Annotated in this window: 23 protein-coding genes; 8 read left to right on the top strand and 15 right to left on the bottom strand. The window is 50.9% G+C overall.

The annotated features are described in order from the left end of the window. Positions 1-197: 197 nt before the first annotated feature. The 4 genes from ACYP03_RS05770 to ACYP03_RS05785 all read right to left on the bottom strand — a co-directional run bounded on the left by ACYP03_RS05770 (position 198) and on the right by ACYP03_RS05785 (position 2989). On the bottom strand, positions 198-584 hold the full coding sequence (locus ACYP03_RS05770; protein WP_459778829.1) for a hypothetical protein: 387 nt from the start codon (positions 582-584) through the stop codon (positions 198-200). Between the two features lie 108 nt (positions 585-692). Beyond that, positions 693-1430 carry an SDR family NAD(P)-dependent oxidoreductase gene (locus ACYP03_RS05775; protein ID WP_459778830.1) on the bottom strand — a complete coding sequence of 246 codons (738 nt, stop codon included), beginning with the start codon at positions 1428-1430 and terminating at the stop codon, positions 693-695. Positions 1431-1469: 39 nt separating this feature from the next. After that, on the bottom strand, positions 1470-2192 hold the full coding sequence (locus tag ACYP03_RS05780) for an SIMPL domain-containing protein (RefSeq protein WP_459778831.1): 723 nt from the start codon (positions 2190-2192) through the stop codon (positions 1470-1472). Between the two features lie 155 nt (positions 2193-2347). Continuing rightward, positions 2348-2989, bottom strand: a complete 642-nt coding sequence (locus tag ACYP03_RS05785; protein ID WP_459778832.1) for an NAD(P)-dependent oxidoreductase — start codon at positions 2987-2989, stop codon at positions 2348-2350. A gap of 131 nt (positions 2990-3120) precedes the next feature. Here ACYP03_RS05785 and ACYP03_RS05790 point away from each other — a divergent pair, with 131 nt between their 5' ends. Then, on the top strand, positions 3121-4032 hold the full coding sequence (locus ACYP03_RS05790) for a LysR family transcriptional regulator (protein ID WP_459778833.1): 912 nt from the start codon (positions 3121-3123) through the stop codon (positions 4030-4032). Positions 4033-4106: 74 nt separating this feature from the next. On the opposite strand, the gene ACYP03_RS05795 is transcribed toward ACYP03_RS05790, so the two are convergent. The 3 genes from ACYP03_RS05795 to ACYP03_RS05805 are packed head-to-tail and all read right to left on the bottom strand — an operon-like array spanning position 4107 to position 7020. Next, positions 4107-4682 (bottom strand): NAD(P)H-dependent oxidoreductase, encoded by a 576-nt coding sequence (locus tag ACYP03_RS05795; protein WP_459778834.1) that lies wholly within the window; start codon positions 4680-4682, stop codon positions 4107-4109. Positions 4683-4742: 60 nt separating this feature from the next. After that, a complete protein-coding gene (locus ACYP03_RS05800; RefSeq protein WP_459778835.1) occupies positions 4743-5108 on the bottom strand; it encodes a MerR family transcriptional regulator in 366 nt (121 codons plus the stop codon). A 49-nt stretch (positions 5109-5157) separates the two neighbouring features. Beyond that, positions 5158-7020, bottom strand: coding sequence for a sigma-54-dependent Fis family transcriptional regulator (locus ACYP03_RS05805; protein WP_459778836.1), 1863 nt, complete (start codon positions 7018-7020; stop codon positions 5158-5160). A gap of 234 nt (positions 7021-7254) precedes the next feature. Between ACYP03_RS05805 and ACYP03_RS05810 the strand changes: the two genes are divergently transcribed. From ACYP03_RS05810 to ACYP03_RS05835, 6 genes are read left to right on the top strand one after another with little or no spacing between them, the layout of a single operon-like run. After that, the gene (locus ACYP03_RS05810; protein WP_459778837.1) at positions 7255-8346 is read left to right on the top strand and encodes an ABC transporter ATP-binding protein; all 1092 of its coding nucleotides are present in this window, start codon (positions 7255-7257) and stop codon (positions 8344-8346) included. Next, positions 8346-9482 carry an ABC transporter ATP-binding protein gene (locus tag ACYP03_RS05815; protein WP_459778838.1) on the top strand — a complete coding sequence of 379 codons (1137 nt, stop codon included), beginning with the start codon at positions 8346-8348 and terminating at the stop codon, positions 9480-9482. Before ACYP03_RS05810 ends, ACYP03_RS05815 begins: the two co-directional genes overlap by 1 nt. Next, positions 9472-10341 carry a carbohydrate ABC transporter permease gene (locus tag ACYP03_RS05820; RefSeq protein WP_459778839.1) on the top strand — a complete coding sequence of 290 codons (870 nt, stop codon included), beginning with the start codon at positions 9472-9474 and terminating at the stop codon, positions 10339-10341. Before ACYP03_RS05815 ends, ACYP03_RS05820 begins: the two co-directional genes overlap by 11 nt. Before the next feature lie 39 nt (positions 10342-10380). Then, entirely contained in the window at positions 10381-11181 is an 801-nt protein-coding gene (locus ACYP03_RS05825; RefSeq protein ID WP_459778840.1) for a carbohydrate ABC transporter permease, read from the top strand. A gap of 23 nt (positions 11182-11204) precedes the next feature. Then, on the top strand, positions 11205-11477 hold the full coding sequence (locus ACYP03_RS05830) for a DUF2160 domain-containing protein (RefSeq protein WP_248142953.1): 273 nt from the start codon (positions 11205-11207) through the stop codon (positions 11475-11477). 22 nt (positions 11478-11499) lie between these two features. Beyond that, a complete protein-coding gene (locus tag ACYP03_RS05835; RefSeq protein WP_459778841.1) occupies positions 11500-13227 on the top strand; it encodes an ABC transporter substrate-binding protein in 1728 nt (575 codons plus the stop codon). A 77-nt stretch (positions 13228-13304) separates the two neighbouring features. Here the strand turns inward: ACYP03_RS05835 and ACYP03_RS05840 are convergent, their stop codons facing one another. From ACYP03_RS05840 to rimJ, 5 genes are all read right to left on the bottom strand, one after another. After that, positions 13305-14075: a hypothetical protein gene (locus ACYP03_RS05840; protein ID WP_248142955.1), complete on the bottom strand. Its 771-nt coding sequence runs from the start codon at positions 14073-14075 to the stop codon at positions 13305-13307. Positions 14076-14213: 138 nt separating this feature from the next. Then, on the bottom strand, positions 14214-14846 hold the full coding sequence (locus ACYP03_RS05845; protein ID WP_459778843.1) for a hypothetical protein: 633 nt from the start codon (positions 14844-14846) through the stop codon (positions 14214-14216). A 363-nt stretch (positions 14847-15209) separates the two neighbouring features. After that, positions 15210-15665: a GNAT family N-acetyltransferase gene (locus ACYP03_RS05850; protein WP_248142957.1), complete on the bottom strand. Its 456-nt coding sequence runs from the start codon at positions 15663-15665 to the stop codon at positions 15210-15212. 57 nt (positions 15666-15722) lie between these two features. Next, entirely contained in the window at positions 15723-16166 is a 444-nt protein-coding gene (locus tag ACYP03_RS05855) for a GNAT family N-acetyltransferase (RefSeq protein ID WP_248142958.1), read from the bottom strand. Positions 16167-16222: 56 nt separating this feature from the next. After that, the gene (rimJ, locus tag ACYP03_RS05860; RefSeq protein WP_248142959.1) at positions 16223-16762 is read right to left on the bottom strand and encodes a ribosomal protein S5-alanine N-acetyltransferase; all 540 of its coding nucleotides are present in this window, start codon (positions 16760-16762) and stop codon (positions 16223-16225) included. 192 nt (positions 16763-16954) lie between these two features. Here rimJ and ACYP03_RS05865 point away from each other — a divergent pair, with 192 nt between their 5' ends. Beyond that, positions 16955-17428 carry a peroxiredoxin gene (locus ACYP03_RS05865; RefSeq protein ID WP_248142960.1) on the top strand — a complete coding sequence of 158 codons (474 nt, stop codon included), beginning with the start codon at positions 16955-16957 and terminating at the stop codon, positions 17426-17428. A gap of 79 nt (positions 17429-17507) precedes the next feature. On the opposite strand, the gene ACYP03_RS05870 is transcribed toward ACYP03_RS05865, so the two are convergent. The 3 genes from ACYP03_RS05870 to ACYP03_RS05880 form a co-directional block, all read right to left on the bottom strand. Next, positions 17508-17954, bottom strand: coding sequence for a GNAT family N-acetyltransferase (locus ACYP03_RS05870; RefSeq protein WP_459778845.1), 447 nt, complete (start codon positions 17952-17954; stop codon positions 17508-17510). A 10-nt stretch (positions 17955-17964) separates the two neighbouring features. Next, on the bottom strand, positions 17965-18474 hold the full coding sequence (locus ACYP03_RS05875) for a DUF2867 domain-containing protein (RefSeq protein ID WP_248142962.1): 510 nt from the start codon (positions 18472-18474) through the stop codon (positions 17965-17967). Positions 18475-18537: 63 nt separating this feature from the next. After that, complete coding sequence (locus ACYP03_RS05880; protein WP_459778846.1) at positions 18538-18993, bottom strand: GNAT family N-acetyltransferase; 456 nt, start codon at positions 18991-18993, stop codon at positions 18538-18540. Positions 18994-19011: the final 18 nt, after the last annotated feature.

Consider the following 19011-nt stretch of genomic DNA (forward strand, 5'->3'; position numbering starts at 1 on the left):
AAAAGGATCTGACCCAGATATAATCTGACAGCACCGCTAAAAGTGGGTAACTGTCAGATCAGGTCTGAATCAGTACAAATAAAAATATTCCCCCCAGCATCGCCTCTTTTCGATTCACTTGCCTCAATCTCAGATCTTGTATCGCCCCCGCTCAGAATTGGACAGAATATCTGTCCAATTCTGAAACACGGAAACAACTAATTTCCTGTGATTTGCAGGTAAATCATCTTGTCGTCATCACCGCCAATCACCACCGACTCATCGTTTTGTAACAGCACAGTCGAATTGATTTCCCGTTGAGAAGTACCTTGTTTATTGCTGCTTTCATAGCGAATATGAACCAGGCTCTGTCCCTCAGACGCTTGCAGCCGACCTGAAATACTTCGTGTCAGGTGGTTTTCGGTTTGCGTCTCAAAAAATTCACCGTTCTGATTGATGGCAGCGGTCATTGAAAAATCATCTGAACTGACCACAACACCGGTTCGTTCTTCTTTTTGTTCTTGTCCGATCTTCTGTTCAGCAGCGCATCCTTGAATCAGTGCAGATCCGGCAAGCAAAAAACTCAGACATATTGCTTTTTTCATTTTCTTTCTCATTCAAAAATACACAACAACATGATGCTTTCGGAGCTGAAAGCATCATGTTTAGAGTTCGGTTCAATGATAATGAATATTACCGCATGAGCACAGTCGTTAATTCAAACTCAACCCGCCATCCACCACCAGTGTATGGCCGACGATATAGCTGGCTTGCTCTGACAACAGAAAAGTAATGGCATCCACAATTTCACTGGATTTTGCATAGCGTTTGGCCGGAACCACCGCCGACACTTCTTCCCGAGTACCGGGAGCTTCGGCTTCACGGGCTTCCCAGCGTGGTGTCCAGGTGACGCCGGGCGCCACGGCGTTGATGCGAATGCCCTGCCCAATCACTTCCAGCGCAACGGAACGCGTCAACCCTTCGATGGCATGCTTCGCAGCGCTGTACATTGCAGCATTAGGCGTCGGACGAAATCCGTTGACCGAGCTGAGATTGACAATCGCACCACCTTCACCCATCAACCGAAGTTCGTGCTGCAGACAATATGCCTGCGCCCAGAAATCCTGCTGGAGTGTATCCCGCAGTGCTGACGGCTCAACCTCTGCAAACTGTCCGCCGGATGCCAAAGCTGGGGACGCATTATTCACGGCAACATCGAGATTGCCGTATCGCTCTCTGATGACACAAAACAAGCGATTCAGTTGTATTTCATCACTGATATCCACCTGATAATAATCCACGACAGCCAGCTCGGGATTGCGTTCAACCTGCTGCTGCCAGATATTTTCCCGTCTGGAACAGGTAATCACCTGATAATCGTCAGCAACCAAACGCCGGACTGTTTCCAGTCCAATCCCCTGACTGCCACCGGTAACGAATGCAATTTTCACATAACCTCCATGTTTAACTTCCACTTTTCAAATATTTCATTAGTCAGACAGATAATATTCAACGGTTGAAACCACTCTGACTTTCTTAATATGGGGATTATTTTTATCCCGGGCGGAAATGGAGAACTGCCCCTGAGACGCTTTGCGGATTTTCCCCAATGTACTGTCAGAATCAGAAGCAAACTTCTGTGCCACTTCTCGGGCATTGCGGGTCGCCTCTTCAATCATGTCCGGTTTAATATCGTTCAGCCGGGTAAACAGATATTCCGTCTGGGTCTGGTACGCATCTCCGGTAAAGACAATGCCCTGCTTGCCCAGTTCAGATAATGAGCTCATGACTGCGCGCACAGTCTCAATATCGCTGGAATACACCGTCACCGTCTGAAGTGCGGTATATCGGTAAGCAACCTGAGCGTCATTGCCATACTGCTGGGCTGATTTATCGGTAATCGCCGGAGTAGACACCGAAATTTCGCTGGCACCAATCCCGTTGCTGCGCAGGTAAGCGCGAATTTGCGATGCCTGACCATCCAGCATCTGGTACAGCTCACCCAAATCGTTACTGGCGACATTGAACTGAATCGGCCAGATGACAATATCTGCCGGATATTCCCGCTCCGAAAGCCCTTTGACGGTCACACTGCGGTCAAGCTGCTTGTAATTCATCGCAGCCTGGCCGAGCAAAATACCCAGAAAAACCAGTCCCAGTAATATGCCGCCCGCCAGCAAAGCGAACCCGATTCTGTCCTGTTGTTGCGCCATACCCCCTCCATGACTGAATGAATCATTGGTTGAATTCAATGGCTTTTCACCAAACGTAAATGAAATATAGGCAGAAATGATTGATCACGAAGGAGAAATGACAAAAAACGCAGCCGAAGCTGCGTTTTTAAACTCAAAGGCAGTGAGTTTCAGAATCAGGCGTAAGCCAGAGTAAAGCGGCGGTTCAGGTGCGCCGGAGATTCCAGCTCATCAATCATCGCTTTCGCGTAATCTTCAACAGAGATCTGGCTGTTGCCGCTGGCATCCGTCAGCAACTGATCGGTACCCAGCTGGTACTGACCGCTCCGCTCGCCCGGGGCAATCATGGCTGCCGGAGATAGCATCGTCCAGTTGACGTTCTGCTGAGCACGCAGCTGGTTCAGTGCATATCGTGCCCCTTCCGCAGTCGCTTTATATTCATCCGGAAACGCAGGCGTATCAATCAGCAGCACGCCCGGTGCGACTTCCAGAGAACCGGCACCGCCGACGACCATCAGACGCTTCACATCCGCTGAAGCCGCTGCTGCCAGAATGCTGTCGAAACCTTTTGCAAAGTAACTGCCCACATCGGCCTGCGCATGGCCTGAGAATGCGCTCAGCACGGCATCAAACCCTTTCAGTTGTGCTGTCAGTGCATCAGTATCCTGCACGTCGGCTTTCATGACGGTCAGACCTGGCTGCGTTGCCAGTCGCTCCGGACGACTCACCAGAGCCGTCACCTGATGACCTCGGCTCAGCGCTTCTTCACGCAGTGCTGAACCAATAAAACCGCTGGCACCAATAATCGCAATATTCATCGTGTTGTCCTCATTTATTTTTTATTCATAGATACTGTGTCTAGCTGATGAACACATTGTGCGATCAATCATTGATTTGAAAAATAGTCCATTCGATAATTCACTGTTATTAAATCCATAACAGTCAAGCCATGAACAACGAACTCGATCTGAATACTCTGCCACTCTTCATTGCCACCGTGGAAGCTGGTTCCTTCACAGCAGCAGCCGATAAGCTGGGGTGCACTAAAACCAAAATCAGTCTGAATATCAAAGCGCTGGAAAATCATCTCGGTGCAGTGCTATTCAACCGCACGACCCGGCAAGTCACCCTGACCGATGCCGGTCATCAGCTTTATTTGGCCTGTCAGCCACTGCTGGCAAAGCTGGGCGAGACACTCAGCGAAGCCGGTACCAGCGCACAGGCCTTATCCGGCACACTGCGGATTACTGCGCCGGTTGATCACATGGCGCTGATGCTCGCCCCTGCGGCTGCTGCATTCGGAAAACGCCATCCGGGACTCACGGTTGAGCTTCGAAGCGGCGATAAGGTATCGGATATGGTGCGGGAAGGAATTGATCTGGCGATCCGGATGGGCTGGCTGAAAGACTCCAGCCTGCGTGCCCAGAAACTGGGGGAGTTCGAACAGCGTGTCATGGCCTCGGCTGGTTATTTACATGAAATGGGCACTCCGAAGCATCCCAGCGAGCTGAAACATCACCAGTGGATTGAGTTTTCTCCGCTGCCGAGCGCACTGACCTGGACCTTTGAAAAAGCCGGTGAACGAGTTCAGGTTCAGATGCAGAGCAGTTTCCGGGTCGACAACACCAGTGCCATGCGAAGCCTGATCAAAAGTAACGCCGGATTATCCGTCATCGCCATGCATTTAGGCGAAGATGAGCCAGATCTGGTGCCGCTGTTTTCCGACTGGCAATTGCCCCGTGGCGGCATCTACGCGGTGTTTCCGCCTGGCGCTTTTATTCCGGCCAAAGTCAGAGCTTTTGTTGATTTTTACCGGCAATGGCTCACTGAACGGACGGCTGAAGCAGACAGCAAGCCATAAACAGGCTGGCAGATGACAGCCAGCCTGACGACTAAAATGAACCGTGAATAGATGAACCGTAAATAGATAAACCTTTAAATTCCCCCGGCACCCAGAGTTTTCACTGTGCTGACCCAACCTGCGCGCTCGGCTTCAGTGGAGAAAATCACCGAGCCGAACAGCGTGGTTTCGGCAGGAGTCACGCCGCAAAACTGCAGCGTAAAGCGATCGAGCTGTGTAAGGACTGGCTGGGCCTGCTCCCGGAGCATCTCCGGCGGTGCATCCATCGTCAGAATGATCCGTGCCGTTTTCCCCCGTAGCAACTGAACCGGCGCCGGGTGAGCGACTTCAAACCGAAATGCAGATCCCGGCAGAATGGCCCGGTCGATCAGCCCTTTGAATTTTGCGGGCAATCCGCCCCACCAGACCGGTGAGATAATCACGATATGATCAGCCCGTTTCAGTTGCTCCTGGAAGTCTTGCAGGCAGGGTTCAAGCGGCTGAATGGCATCGTAGCCGCTGTCCAGGCTGGGCTGGAAATCCATCTCCGGCAAATCAAAACGCCGGACGTCAAAGTGTTCCCGGGCTTCAATCTGATATTGGTCGGCAAGCAAACGGGACAGACTCTCCGCTTTTGGATTGGCGTTCAGTAACAGGATGTTTTTCGACATGATTTCCTCTCATTCTTCAAAATTCAATCATGAGTCTACCGTCTGCCCTATAGGGCAGAGTCAAGCGTTCTGCGGAGACGTTCGAGGACAGGTATCAATCGATTGGATGCATTGCTCCACCTGCTGAATCTTCCAGGCCAGTAACGCCTGTTCCGCAAGTAAGCGCTCCCTGACATCCTGTAAAAAACAGTGAATCCGTCCCCAGTCGATTTCGCCCTGATGATAGTGAATCACGCCTTTCAGGCGATTCAGCGTCACGCCCAGTTGCTTTGCTTCTGAGATCAGCTGCAATACCTCGACATCAGCTTGTGTATACACCCGGTAGCGACCCAGTCTTGACGGGGTCCGAATCAATCCCATGTCTTCATAGAGCCGAATCGCTTTGACCGACAACCCGGTCTGTTTTGAAACTTCGCCGATGTACACTGTGCTTCACCCGTTCTGGTTCATCATCGGCCTGATTGTCACACATTCCTCACCCGTCATGCCACAACCCCAGCTGTTTCAGGCGCTTGTACACGGTATTACGGCTCACACCCATGGCCTCCGCGGTTTTGCTGACGTTCCGGCCCAGTGCACGGTAAACTTTCGGCAAAGCCGTCTGCCAGTCTTCTTCCAGTAATTCGGGTTCAATGTCGTCCTGTTCGCGGACAATGCCTTTCAGATCCCAGAAGAAGTCATCAGGTAAGTGCGACGTTTCGATCATTTTGTCACCGGCGAGCGCGATAGCCACACGCAGCACATTATGAAGCTGGCGGATATTGCCCGGCCACAGGTGGGATGCGAACAGCTGCATCACCTCATCACTGACAGAAACCCGCGCACAGCAGGAGGTCAGCTCAGCCAGCACACTTTGCACGACGGAAGCCAGATCCAGACGCTCCCGGAGTGCCGGCAGCGTCACCGTCAGGCCATTAATACGGTAATAAAGATCGTCCCTGAATTCCCTGAGTTTGATGGCATCGCGCAGCGACTGATGCGTGGCACAGACCAGCCGGAAATCGACCGGATAACTTTTACTGCTCCCCAGCGGGGTCACGCACTTTTCCTGAAGCACCCGCAACAGCCTTGCCTGAGTCGACAGCGGCATATCACCAATCTCGTCCAGAAAAAGGGTCCCGCGATCGGCACGGCGGATCAGGCCGGGGTTGCCTTTCTGATTTGCGCCGGTAAATGCGCCCTTCACATAACCAAACAGTTCTGACTCCACCAGCTCGGATGGAATCGCCGCACAGTTCACAGCCACCATGTCGGCAGCCGCTCGCGAAGACGATGCATGCAGGGCGCGGACAAACACCTCTTTCCCCACCCCGGTTTCCCCCAGAATCAGTAAAGGAATATCGCTGTCGGCGACTTTCTGCGCCAGGCTCACGGCTTTCGCCATTTGCTTGTCCCCGGTATCCAGTTCGGTCAGTAAGCGTTCACCTGGCTGCTGTCCCGACTTATCTTTTAAAACTGCATCGGGATCGGCAACAGATTCGGCGCAAGGCTGGGCAGGTGATTTGATCCGGGCAAATAATGGAATCGACACCAGACCGTTCAGGGGCAGCACGCGGGCCGGATCAATCGTTTTCATCTCAGATAACGGCAGGCCCGCCAGCATGTCCATCGTGATCCCGGCCATTGGCTGCCCCAGCAGCAAATCTGCGCGGCGGTTGGCAGCCACAATTTGCCCCTGATGATCAAACACCAGCAGTCCGGCCCACTGGCTGTCGAGGTTATCCGGGCTGGTATTCAGAACGCACTGCCAGAAATGCTGCCCATACGCAGCCCCCATCAGATGATTTTCAATCGCCTGTGACATCACTTTGACCATGCCGTGAATCTGCGTGGTCGGCAGGTAAGCATCGCTGGCGATACTGAGTATGCCCACCAGCTGGCGGTGCGGGTCAAATACGGGCGCAGCCGAACCGCTCATCAGACGATTCTGCACCAGAAAATGTTCATCGCGACGGATATCCATAATCTCCCGGGTGTGTAGCGCAAGCCCAATGGCTGTGGTGCCGATTGCACGCTCCTGCCAGCAGCTTCCCGGTTCAAGCAGCGCAGCCGGCATGTGCTGTATAAAAGACGGATGCCCCCAACGCGCCAGCAGGTAACCGTCCTGATCGGTCAGCAAAACCAGACTGTTCGCGTTCGCCAGCATGCTGCGATAGCCCGGCAGAACTTTATCCCGCGTGACTGACAACATGACATCGGCCTGCGCCAGTTTCTGCTGCCACTGCGATTCATCCGGCAGGACAACCGCAGGCTGATCCTGACTGGTGAGCCCGTAACCCCGGCAACGTTGCCAGGATTCGGCCACCAGATGTTCATTGCGCTGCTTTTCTATCGTCATGTCGCAACCTGTCACTGGCTTTCATCCCTGTCTCCTGCTGACTGAACGCTCAACACTGTTCACAGACCGTTCACAATCAACACCGCTAAACCGGGTCTGTCTGGCCCGCATCAATCAGGGAAGAAATGAAGTTCATGAAAAATCAGGCAGATAACGCCCGGATCAATTGTTAAATAATTGTGGCACATTTTTCGCCTGTTGCTGTGCAGGATGAATCACGGAGCCCGCAGCAAGATGTCGCTGAAACTGGAGAACATTTCCCGGAAAGTCGATGGCGAGTACTGGATCAAAAATGCCAGCCTGGAGCTGGAACCGGGTTCTTTCAATGTGCTGCTGGGCAGAACGCTGGCGGGCAAAACCAGCCTGATGCGTCTGATGGCCGGGCTGGACCGACCCAGTCAGGGGAGAATTTACTTCAACGGTCAGGATGTGACTGGTATTCCCGTGCGGGAACGCAATATCTCGATGGTGTATCAGCAATTCATCAACTACCCCAATATGACGGTCTACGACAACATCGCCTCCCCCCTGAAACTGGAAAAATTACCCAAGGCACAAATCGATGAACGGGTCATGCAGACAGCCCGGATGCTGCACATTGAAGAATATCTGAAACGCTACCCGCTTGAACTTTCCGGCGGACAGCAGCAGCGCACCGCCATGGCCCGGGCACTGGTCAAAAATGCAGATATCATTTTGTTCGACGAACCTTTAGTGAACCTTGATTACAAGCTGCGGGAAGAATTACGGCAGGAAATGCGCGCACTGTTTGCGGCCCGCAACACCATTGCCGTCTACGCCACCACAGAACCGAATGAAGCGCTGGCGCTGGGAGGCAATGTGGTACTGATGCATGAAGGGGAGATTATCCAGTCCGGTCAAACCCCGGTGGTCTATCACAACCCGGCCACCGTGGCCTGCGCTGAGCTGTTTGGCGAGCCGCCGATTAACCTGATAGCAGGCAAAGTCAGCCAGCACACGGTGTCATTCTCGGATCATATCCATTTTGCGCTGAATGACGATTTGGGCGATCTGCCCCCGGGAGACTATGTATTCGGCATTCGCCCCAACCACCTGACGCTGGTGCCGAACCGCGATGATGATCTGGAACTGGCCGTGGATGTTGAGCTGGCAGAAATCAGTGGCAGCGAAACCTTTCTGCACGTTTCCAACCGTGAACTGACCCTGGTGCTGCACTTACCGGGCGTTCATGAATACACCGTGGATACCCGGATCAATGTCTATGTCCCCACCCACAAACTCTATGTATTTTCACAGGACAAGCAGCTGATTCAGGCTGCCCGCTCCGGCTGGGAGATCCGATGATGGCTGAAATCCGTCTTGAGTCGCTGGCACACAGCTATACCCCCCATCCCACCCGCGACAGTGACTACGCGATCCGGCGGATGGATCATGTCTGGGAAGACGGGGGGGCGTATGCGCTGCTCGGCCCGTCCGGTTGCGGCAAAAGTACCATGCTGAACATTATTTCCGGCCTGCTGACCCCTTCTGAAGGTTCTGTGAAATTCAATGGCGAAGTCGTCAACGAACTGGCCCCGCAGGAGCGTAACATCGCCCAGGTATTCCAGTTTCCGGTGATCTACGACACCATGACGGTGTTCGACAACCTCGCCTTTCCGCTGCGTAACATGAAAACGCCGGAAGCCAAAATCCGCAGCAAAGTGAAAGAAATTGCCGAGATTCTTGAGCTGACACCTGTGCTGAATAAGAAGGCACGCAACCTCAATGCCGATGAGAAACAAAAGGTGTCCATGGGCCGCGGGCTGGTCCGGGATGATGTCTCCGCCATTTTGTTTGATGAACCCCTGACGGTCATCGACCCGCAGCTGAAATGGAAGCTGCGCCGAAAGCTCAAACAAATTCATGAGCAGTTCAATCTCACCATGGTTTACGTCACCCATGATCAGCTGGAAGCCGCCACCTTTGCAGACAAAATCGCCGTAATGTACGACGGCAATATTGTCCAGTTCGGCACACCGCGAGAGCTGTTCGAGCGTCCGAACCATACCTTTGTCGGCTATTTCATTGGCAGTCCCGGCATGAACCTGCTGGCGGTTGAGCGGGACCCGTCTCGCGAACATCTCAATTTCAAAGGGCTGAAGATCCCCGTTTCGGCCAGCCAGCAGGCGGCGCTGAATCAGACGCAGTCGACTCAGCTTCAGTTGGGGATTCGTCCTGAGTTTGTGCAACTTTGGGACACACAACGCGAAGACAGTTTTCCCGTGACCGTGACCCATACCGAAGATCTCGGCACCTATAAAATCGTCACTGTACTGCTGGCAGAGACCCCGCTCAAAATCCGTCTGGCAGAAGGAACGCCGGTGCCGGACCGTGAGGCCTGGGTCAGTTTTCCCGGCCAGTGGCTGAAACTCTACGCTGATGAATATCTGGTGGGAGAGAGTCGTGGCAATAACAATGCCGGAGGCGACGATGCAGCATAAAACTGAAAACAACAAAGCGTGGTGGCTGGTTGTCCCGGTCTTTCTGCTGGTGGCCTTTTCCGCCATCGTGCCCCTGATGACGGTGGTGAACTACTCCATTCAGGATATTTTCGATCAGAACACCGCTTATTTCGTCGGCACCGAATGGTACAAAGAAATCCTCAATGATTCCCGGCTGCATGATTCCCTGCTGCGCCAGTTCATCTATTCCGCCTGTGTCCTGCTGATTGAAATTCCGCTGGGGATTCTGGTGGCCCTGACCATGCCCAGCCGCGGCATGAGAGCCTCGCTAGTGCTCATCGTGCTCGCGATACCATTGCTGATTCCATGGAATGTGGTGGGAACAATCTGGCAAATTTTTGGCCGGGCAGATATCGGGCTGCTGGGCTGGTTCCTCAATACGCTGGGCGTAGATTACAACTACGCCTCGAATCCGGTCGATGCCTGGGTCACGGTGCTGGTGATGGATGTCTGGCACTGGACCTCTCTGGTTGCCCTGCTCTGTTATTCCGGCTTACGCGCCATTCCCGACGTTTATTATCAGGCCGCCAAAATTGACCGGGCCTCCAACTGGGCCGTTTTTCGCTATATCCAGTTACCAAAGCTGAAAAACGTCCTGCTGATCGGCGTGCTGCTGCGCTTTATGGACAGCTTCATGATCTATACCGAGCCCTTTGTGCTGACCGGGGGCGGCCCCGGTAACGCAACCACGTTCCTGTCTCAGGCGCTGACCAAAATGGCGGTCGGTCAGTTCGATATTGGTCCGGCCGCAGCGTTCTCCATCATTTATTTCCTGATCATCCTGCTGGTGTGCTGGCTGTTCTACACCTCCATGACCCTGATAGATAAGGATAAATAAGATGGATCAGGAGAACTAAGATGAATAGGGAGAAATAAGATGCAAACCCGGAAAACTGTCGGATTGCTGCTCTATATCCTTTTTCTGTTGCTGCCGATTTACTGGCTGCTCATGATGTCGTTCAAGACCAATGAGGAGATCCTCGGCGGGCTGTCATTCTGGCCGCAGGATTTTACCTTTGGGAATTATGCCGTGATCTTCACCGATCCGTCCTGGTACAGCGGCTATCTTAACTCGCTGACTTACGTCTCAATGAATACGGTGATTTCCTTGCTGGTCGCGCTGCCAGCCGCTTATGCTTTTTCGCGCTACCGCTTCATTGGCGACAAACACATGTTTTTCTGGCTGCTCACCAACCGGATGTCTCCGCCGGCAGTATTCCTGCTGCCTTTTTTCCAGCTCTATTCTTCTGTCGGCCTGTTTGACACCCATATCGCCGTCGCACTCGCACACTGCCTGTTCAACGTTCCGCTGGCGGTATGGATTCTGGAAGGCTTCATGTCTGGCGTGCCCAAAGAAATTGATGAAACCGCCTACATCGACGGCTACAGCTTTCCGCGCTTTTTTGTCCGGATCTTTCTGCCGATGATCCGTTCCGGCATTGGCGTGACTGCCTTTTTCTGTTTCATGTTCAGCTGGGTCGAGCTGTTGCTGGCCCGGACCCTGACCTCAGTGAACGCCAAGCCCATTGTCGCCACCATGACCCGGACCGTCAGTGCATCCGGCATAGACTGGGGCGTGCTGGCGGCGGCCGGAGTACTGACCATTCTTCCCGGACTGCTGGTGATCTGGTTTGTGCGAAATCATGTCGCCAAAGGCTTTGCATTGGGTCGGGTATAACAGACGTCAAGAAGGAGAGAACCATGAAGTGGATGGCCTGGACACTGCCCAGTGCACTGTTTTTTATTTCCATCGCCGGCATTTTGCTGACGATGACCCTCTTCGAGATCCTCCGGCCCTGTACCGAACGGAAAGGCTTTCTGCCGATCAGCACCACCCGGGGCGATCGCCTGTTCATCGGCCTGCTCAGCAGTGCCTATATCCACCTGCTCTTCATTGGCATAACCGACCTGTCTATCTGGATACCGTTTACGCTATCCGTGCTGTGGCTCGCGATTGTGCTTCGTTGGGGTTAAGACAAAACAAAGGAGTTCAATCATGAACCGGAAACACCCTGTACCGAAACCCACCACGCTTGGACTGATCGTGACCCTGCTGCTGTCCCCGGCAGCCTGGGCAGACCAGTACAGCGATGCAGCAAAGAAATGGGTCAACGATGAATTTGCGCAATCGTCGCTCAGTCAGGACGAGCAAATGAAAGAGCTGGCCTGGTTTACCGAAGCGGCCAAACCGTTTCGGGGCATGGCAATCAAAGTCGTCTCGGAAACCATCACCACCCACGAATATGAGTCGAAAGTGCTGACCAAAGCCTTCGAGGAAATCACCGGCATCAAAGTCACCCATGACCTGATCCAGGAAGGGGATGTGGTGGAAAAACTGCAAACCGAGATGCAGTCCAACCGCAGTATTTATGATGCCTACATCAACGATTCCGATCTGATCGGGACCCACTTCCGCTACGGTAAGGTCATCCCCATCAGCGATTACATCACCGGTGAAGGGAAAGACGTCACCCTGCCGACCCTGGATCTGAAAGACTTCATCGGCCTGAGTTTCACCACAGGCCCGGACGGCAAAGTTTACCAGCTGCCCGACCAGCAATTTGCCAACCTGTACTGGTTCCGGGCCGACTGGTTTGAACGCAAAGATTTGCAGAAACAGTTTCAAGACCTTTACGGTTATGAGCTGGGTGTACCGGTCAACTGGTCCGCCTACGAAGACATCGCGGAATTCTTTACGGATCATGTGAAAACAATCGACGGCCAGCGCGTATACGGCCATATGGATTACGGTAAGAAAGATCCGTCATTAGGCTGGCGATTTACCGATGCCTGGTTCTCAATGGCTGGTGCCGGTGATGAAGGACTGCCAAACGGCAAACCTGTCGATGAATGGGGCATTCGCGTCGATGGCTGTCGTCCGGTCGGTTCCAGCGTTGAACGGGGCGGAGCCACCAACGGTCCGGCAGCCGTTTACGCGACCACCAAATACGTCGATTGGCTGCGTAAGTACGCGCCACCGGAGGCACAGGGCATGACCTTCTCTGAAGCAGGTCCGGTCCCGGCGCAGGGGAATATCGCTCAGCAAATTTTCTGGTATACCGCTTTCACTGCCGATATGACCAAACCGGGGCTGCCCGTGGTAAACCCGGACGGTACGCCAAAATGGCGGATGGCACCGTCTCCCAAAGGCCCGTACTGGGAAGAAGGCATGAAACTGGGCTATCAGGATGCCGGTTCCTGGACACTGATGAAATCCACCGATCCCATGCGCCGCAAAGCCGCCTGGCTGTATGCGCAGTTCACGGTGTCGAAAACTGTGTCGCTGAAGAAAACCCTGGTCGGCCTGACGCCGATTCGTGAATCGGATATCAACACCGACATCATGACGCAGGCAGCACCGAAGCTGGGGGGGCTGGTCGAATTCTACCGCAGCCCGGCCCGGGTTCAGTGGACCCCCACCGGCACCAACGTCCCGGATTATCCGAAACTGGCGCAACTCTGGTGGCAGTATATTGCAGAAGCCGCCAACGGAGAGAAAACGCCTCAGCAGGCACTGGACGGTCTGGCAAAAGCGCAGGATCGCGTCCTGCAACGGCTGGAGCGGGCCAATGTCCAGGGTGAGTGCGGTCCGAAACTCAACAAGCCAAGAGATGCGGAGTACTGGCTCTCACAACCCGGCGCACCCAAAGCTAAACTGGCAAACGAGAAGCCCAAAGGCGTCACCATACAATATGCAGAACTGCTGAAATCCTGGCAGCAGTAAAAAAGGGATGTAAAAGACAAGGGAGGCGATTGCCTCCCTTGATGTTGAAGTCATGACTGTGGAATCAATCCCAGCCTTTATTCTGTGTAAATCAGAAACAAGTAATCACGGCTCTCAATGATATCTTGCAGCTCTTGTCTGATATCGGGATCTTCCGTGTATTCAATTGCATCATCTTCCATGCTTGTGATGGTGAAGAAATGATCAATGAAATGATTTACTTCGGTGTGACTCAACAGCTTAGTTTTTTGATAACAGAGCAACGATGCGCCAATCCCGTAAAACTCGAAGCCATAGGTCTTACGCAAATACTCAGACATTTCATAAATGTCATTCGGCTCCATATCACAGCCAAAATACCCGTTTGGCAAAGCTGTTAAAGCCAAAGGACTGTGATCAACCGGCACAACAATAAAGTAAATATCTTTATCTAAAACCTCAATTGGATTGAGATTCGCTTGCTTGAATAACTCATATTGTTCATATTCCAACCTGTACGATTCAAATTCAACGTGTTCAGGAACAAACGCTTTCTTGAAGTTAAATTCCCGAATTTTAAATTTCAAATCAATGGACAGATTTTCATAATCTTCATCGGACTGGACACCAAACGGCTCCGCCAGCGCTTCATAATCATCTAAATCAGATAAAATTGTCCGATGCATAGATGTGTAGCGCGCTTGATGGTAGTCATCCAGGGTAATCAAGATGGTGTGATCTTTATATGTTTCCTGAAGTTGCTGTCGATACGTGAGGATATCATCAAACGAGGTGACATTTTCAGCCACATAAGTAAGACAGACTTCCACGGCATCGCGATGATCATTGGGAATCTTTTTTAATGTCATGGTGATTTTCCTCAGTCAAGTGACTTAAAGTGATACATTCACTCGAACTTAAATTCACCCTGTCATGCTCACGTATGGCTGGGTGAGTAGAAATAATGTAAAACGCACTTCGCGATTGATACCCAGAAAAATAAGGTCTTAAAGCACACTAAAGTTACTTCCAGTCGCAATTAAGACAAGGAACAAAGAAGTCAGTGAGACGAAATAGACGCCATCTAAAACAATCGCAGCAGGAGTCACAACCATCTTACCGACTTTTTCTAAATTGGTGTCAAATGTCTTGATTTTTATATTCAGCGGATTTTCCAACACTTGAAATGGCAATTGCCCTTCCACTTCATATCGTTTTGCTGTAAACAAAAAATCTTTACTGTCCTTCAGTAAATTGCCCTTATTCTTCCAAAGCAGGTCCATATCCATGTATTTTTTTTCCAAAACAGGATCTATGGGTCGGGAGAGATCGATATCAGGTGCAAAAATGACCCGACCTTGAACCCTACCTTCCGGATTGAGCGTTAAATCCCAAAATGAGGTCTTCATTTCCAACTGACGGCTCGCTTGCGCATAATCACAAAGTAAGCTTTCGCATTGAATGATATAGCTGTATTTTTCCCCTGAAATCAGCAGAACACCTTCTTTCGGATTCAGATAAAACCCTGAAATAGTTTCATCGTAATAAGGTTCTTTCCAAAGCGCCGTTCTGAGTGGGCCACTGCATCCTGTCAGGGAGACAATTAAAAGCATTACAACACTGCGTCGAAACCAATCCATCCGCTGTTTCTCCTGAAATTAAACGCTGGCATTCCTCTCAAGCATTGAAGGAATGATTCAAAGGAAAATGGGGTTTTCCAACGAACAAATAAAGCGACCTTTTGAATTACAACAATAAAAAATATGCATCCCATTCAATATTACGAATAGATACCAGGATGCATGTGAGGTGTGCAGTTGAGGAAAGGATAAAAAATCAGGCTGCAACCAGGCCACCTGATTTTTCTGTAGAACGAAGGCGCTGACTTCGAACCCTACCTTCATGGGAATAGCAGGTGGGAACGGGGATGGCAGCACCCTACACATCCCATCATATACCCACAACCTTGTAGCCATAGGGGCGCTATATACACGGTATTTTGTTTAAACCTGAAAATCAGCAAGCCTCAATGCCAAAGAGAAGAAATGCTCATCGCGTGCTTCGACCTGATAACCTAATGATTGGTAAAAACGGATTGCATTTGTATTACAGGCAAAACTGGATAATGTCACACGGCTTCGGTTTTCACGATAAGCCCGATGATGAAGATCATGCATTATCACTGTACCAATTTGCTGATTTTGAAATTCGGGCAGCACAATCAGCAAGTGGATATGGTAGGCACATTTGTACGGCTTAAAACAGAATAAGCCAACGCGTTCAGAAGCAAGTTCAATCCAGTAAAACCAATCTGGCTTATAGTCCGTTTTCAAGCGATGGCGCTGAAAATCATCATCCCAGCCAAACACTGAATCAACATAAACATACAGACTTTGTTTTACGACAGAAAAGAGTGAGTCAAATTCATCTTCTGACACCGCTCTCAAGTGAATATCCATATTTTCCTCATCCCAAATCGCTAATGTGTACGGCTCAGCACATACCGCCACCATGCATCACACGGATTCAGGCACCGCAGCCTGATACACATCTGGCTGCCAGATTTCCATAAAACTTTCCGGATGCTGAATTGGCCGGAATCCGTACTGCGCATAAAGACCGTGCGCGTCGCGAGTTGCTAACACCATCCGTCTGAGCCCCTGTAAATCCGGATGACGAACGATGTCATCCATGAGCTTTTTGCTCAGCCCCTTGCCCCGGTGTGCATCACTGATAAACACATCCGCTAAGTAAGCAAAAGTTGCTTTATCCGTGATCATCCGGGCAAAACCGACCTGTTCCCCAGTGGCCTGATAAATCCCGAAACAGAGGGAATGTTCGATGGCTTTTTTCATCACGGTTTCCGGAATATTTTTTGCCCAATAGCTGTTGGCCAGAAAACCGTGTATAACCCTAAAGTCCAGTCGGGATTGGTCGGTACTGATTTCATAATCCTGCATGTTCTCCTCCTTGAAAGAACCACTCATTCTGTCTGTTTTCAGATGAAAGCAAGTATTTACTGATATGCTCTGACTCTGGCTGTCAAGACATGATCTTCCCATTGCCCGGCAATTTTCAGATATCGTCTGGCGTAACCTTCTTTTTCAAATCCCAGTTTTTCTAAAACATGTGCACTGCGTTCATTGGCAGGCATGTAATTAGCCATAATCCGGTTCAGCTCCACGTCATTGATCATATATCGCATGGCAGCTTCCAGAATTTCCTGCATGAATCCCTGCCCTTCATACTTTTTCGCAATCGAATAACCCAGATAACACGCCTGAAACGGCCCTCTTGCCACCCCGGTAAAATTGCAAACACCCACGACTTCGGTTCGCGCTGGATTTAGCGCAACAAAACGGTATTCGCTGCCCGCGTCAAAGGCCGCTTGCGCATTCGATAACTGCGTCTGCCAGTTCGGTAAGGTCAGGTAATTTTCGTCCCGAATCGGTTCCCATGGCGCTAAATGGGCCTGATTCTCCCGGTAATAAGCCAGCAACAATCCTGCGTCATCAGCCGGTAAGATTTCTAATCGGGTTCTTGGGGTGGCTAACATATTCTTTCCATGAATTGTCGAAGTGTCCCGCAAGGGATATGGGAAGGCATCAGTATAATAGAGCGCCAGTGCATATCAAGCGGGTTTCATCAGGTTAAAAATGGATAACCCTATCTTTTTTCTGTGTTTCTTACGGTGAAATCAGACTAGACTGAATTGAATCTCATTGATGATGAAGAAAGGAAATCAAACATGATCCAGCAAGGCCAGAAACTCCCGAATGCTACACTCAGTGAACTGACCAAAGACGGCATGGTCAATCATGACGTCACCGAGCTGTTCGCCGGCAAAAAAGTCATTTTATTTGCCGTACCGGGCGCATTTACACCGACTTGTTCTGAGTCTCACCTGCCAGGTTATGTGGTCCATGCCGACCAGTTGAAAGCCAAAGGCGTTGATCTGATTGCCTGTGTTTCTGTGAACGATGCTTTTGTGATGCAAGCCTGGGGCGAAGCACAAAATGCATCTGAAATCATGATGCTGGCCGACGGTGACGGCAGTTTCACCAAAGCGCTGGGCCTGGAAATGGACACCGAGAAATTTGGTGGCATTCGTTCACAACGTTACGCCATGCTGCTCGACGATGGTGTGGTGACCCGACTGAATATTGAAGCGCCGAAAGAATTTGAAGTCAGCAAGGCAGAAAAACTGCTCGAGCTCCTGTAATTCAAACCGGCTGCATTCAAAAACGGAAGAGCAATCTTCCGTTTTTTTGCAGTGAGCTTTTTCCCCCTGACCTGTACTATCATTCACCCTCAATATCGGTGATCGAAAAATGATGGCTGGCAATGTTGAAGCCTTGACGCAGATAAAACCGGTGCGCGGCAAATCGCTGAACGCCAGAGTCGAGATGCAATTGTCCGCATCCCTGCATCTGACCATAATCTTTCAGCCATTGAATAAGGCAGTCGCCTACCCCCTGACTGCGGTGATGCTGATCCGTGACCAAATCATCCACATAAATCGCCTTGCCCCAGGCCAGTTTTTCAGTGACAACAAAGCCCGCCACACCCAGTACCTGAACGCCGGATTTCACGTAAACGATCTGATAGCCCTGTGCCAGCTGTGTTTGAATTTGACCCAGCAGCGATGTCCGGTCGTATTGAGGCCGGAGTTGCAGCAACACATCCAAGACGGCCGGTAAATCAGGGGACTTCTCGAATTCAGACGTTTCTAATAAATGTACGTTCATGCAGTTCTCTTTACAGCTGATTTTCTGCGCGTTGCAGTTTTTTAAGGGACGTCGGCACAATCACTTGATGGACTGGCGCAACAAAAAACATGTACAGTTTACCAAGCCAGTTTTTCACCTGAACGACAGTACTGGCATGAACAGTTGCTGTTTCACCAGCAGGCTCAACAAAAAAAGAGACTCTGACATCCAGGTGCTTATCCCGGTCTTCTAAAATAATCTCCTGGTCGGAAACCGAATAAATTGAAAAAATGCCTACTTTGTCTCCGGCCCGGTACTCTGCATTCGGTTTAGCGGCATCGATATCTGCCATGTGACCCAGATTTTTCAATCCCAGAAAGCCAACAATATAATTGCGTAACGCCATTAATCGATTCACCCAGGAAGGTGTCTCTTTGACGAGCACAAAATAAACATCAAGCGCAGACTGGTTACGATAAGGGATTGTGGTCGAATGACTGTCAAAGAAATAAGCGTCTTTTAGCAGTGTATGCATGCCGGATTGTGCAGGAAGCGTCATGATGAATCTCCTTTTCGTGAAATGAATTTCAAATATCAGTTCAATCGTTCTCCGTGGCCGGACTCAAGCGTGAACCGAAGATAAATCCAGCACCATCGTGACCTGATCCACGCCTTCTCCGAAACCATTGTGAACCATGTTTGTCACTACGAATCCGTATCGGGCATAAAAACCCTGTGTATGCTGTGAAGTTTCAATTTTGACGCTGTCGGATAAATTTTCAGACCGGATCCAGTCTAACCGGTATTCGGTCAGTAAGGCGCCCAGACCGCAATGATGGTGTGCACGGTGCACCAGCCCCCAGCATAAATAGCTGATGCCCTGATAAACACTGACACCGCCGCAGCCAATCACCTGCCCTTCCTTCATCAACACAAAATAAGGTGAATTCAGTGCCTGGGTATCCAGAAACGCCATAAATTCATCCAGTTCCGATGCGGCAAAAAACTGGTCCAGGTTACTCTTGAATGCCAGAACACAATCATCTTTATGCTCGGCTGAATACTTCACGATTTCCATGTCTAAACCATCAACATT

The sequence above is a fragment of the Photobacterium sp. R1 genome (assembly GCF_054600795.1).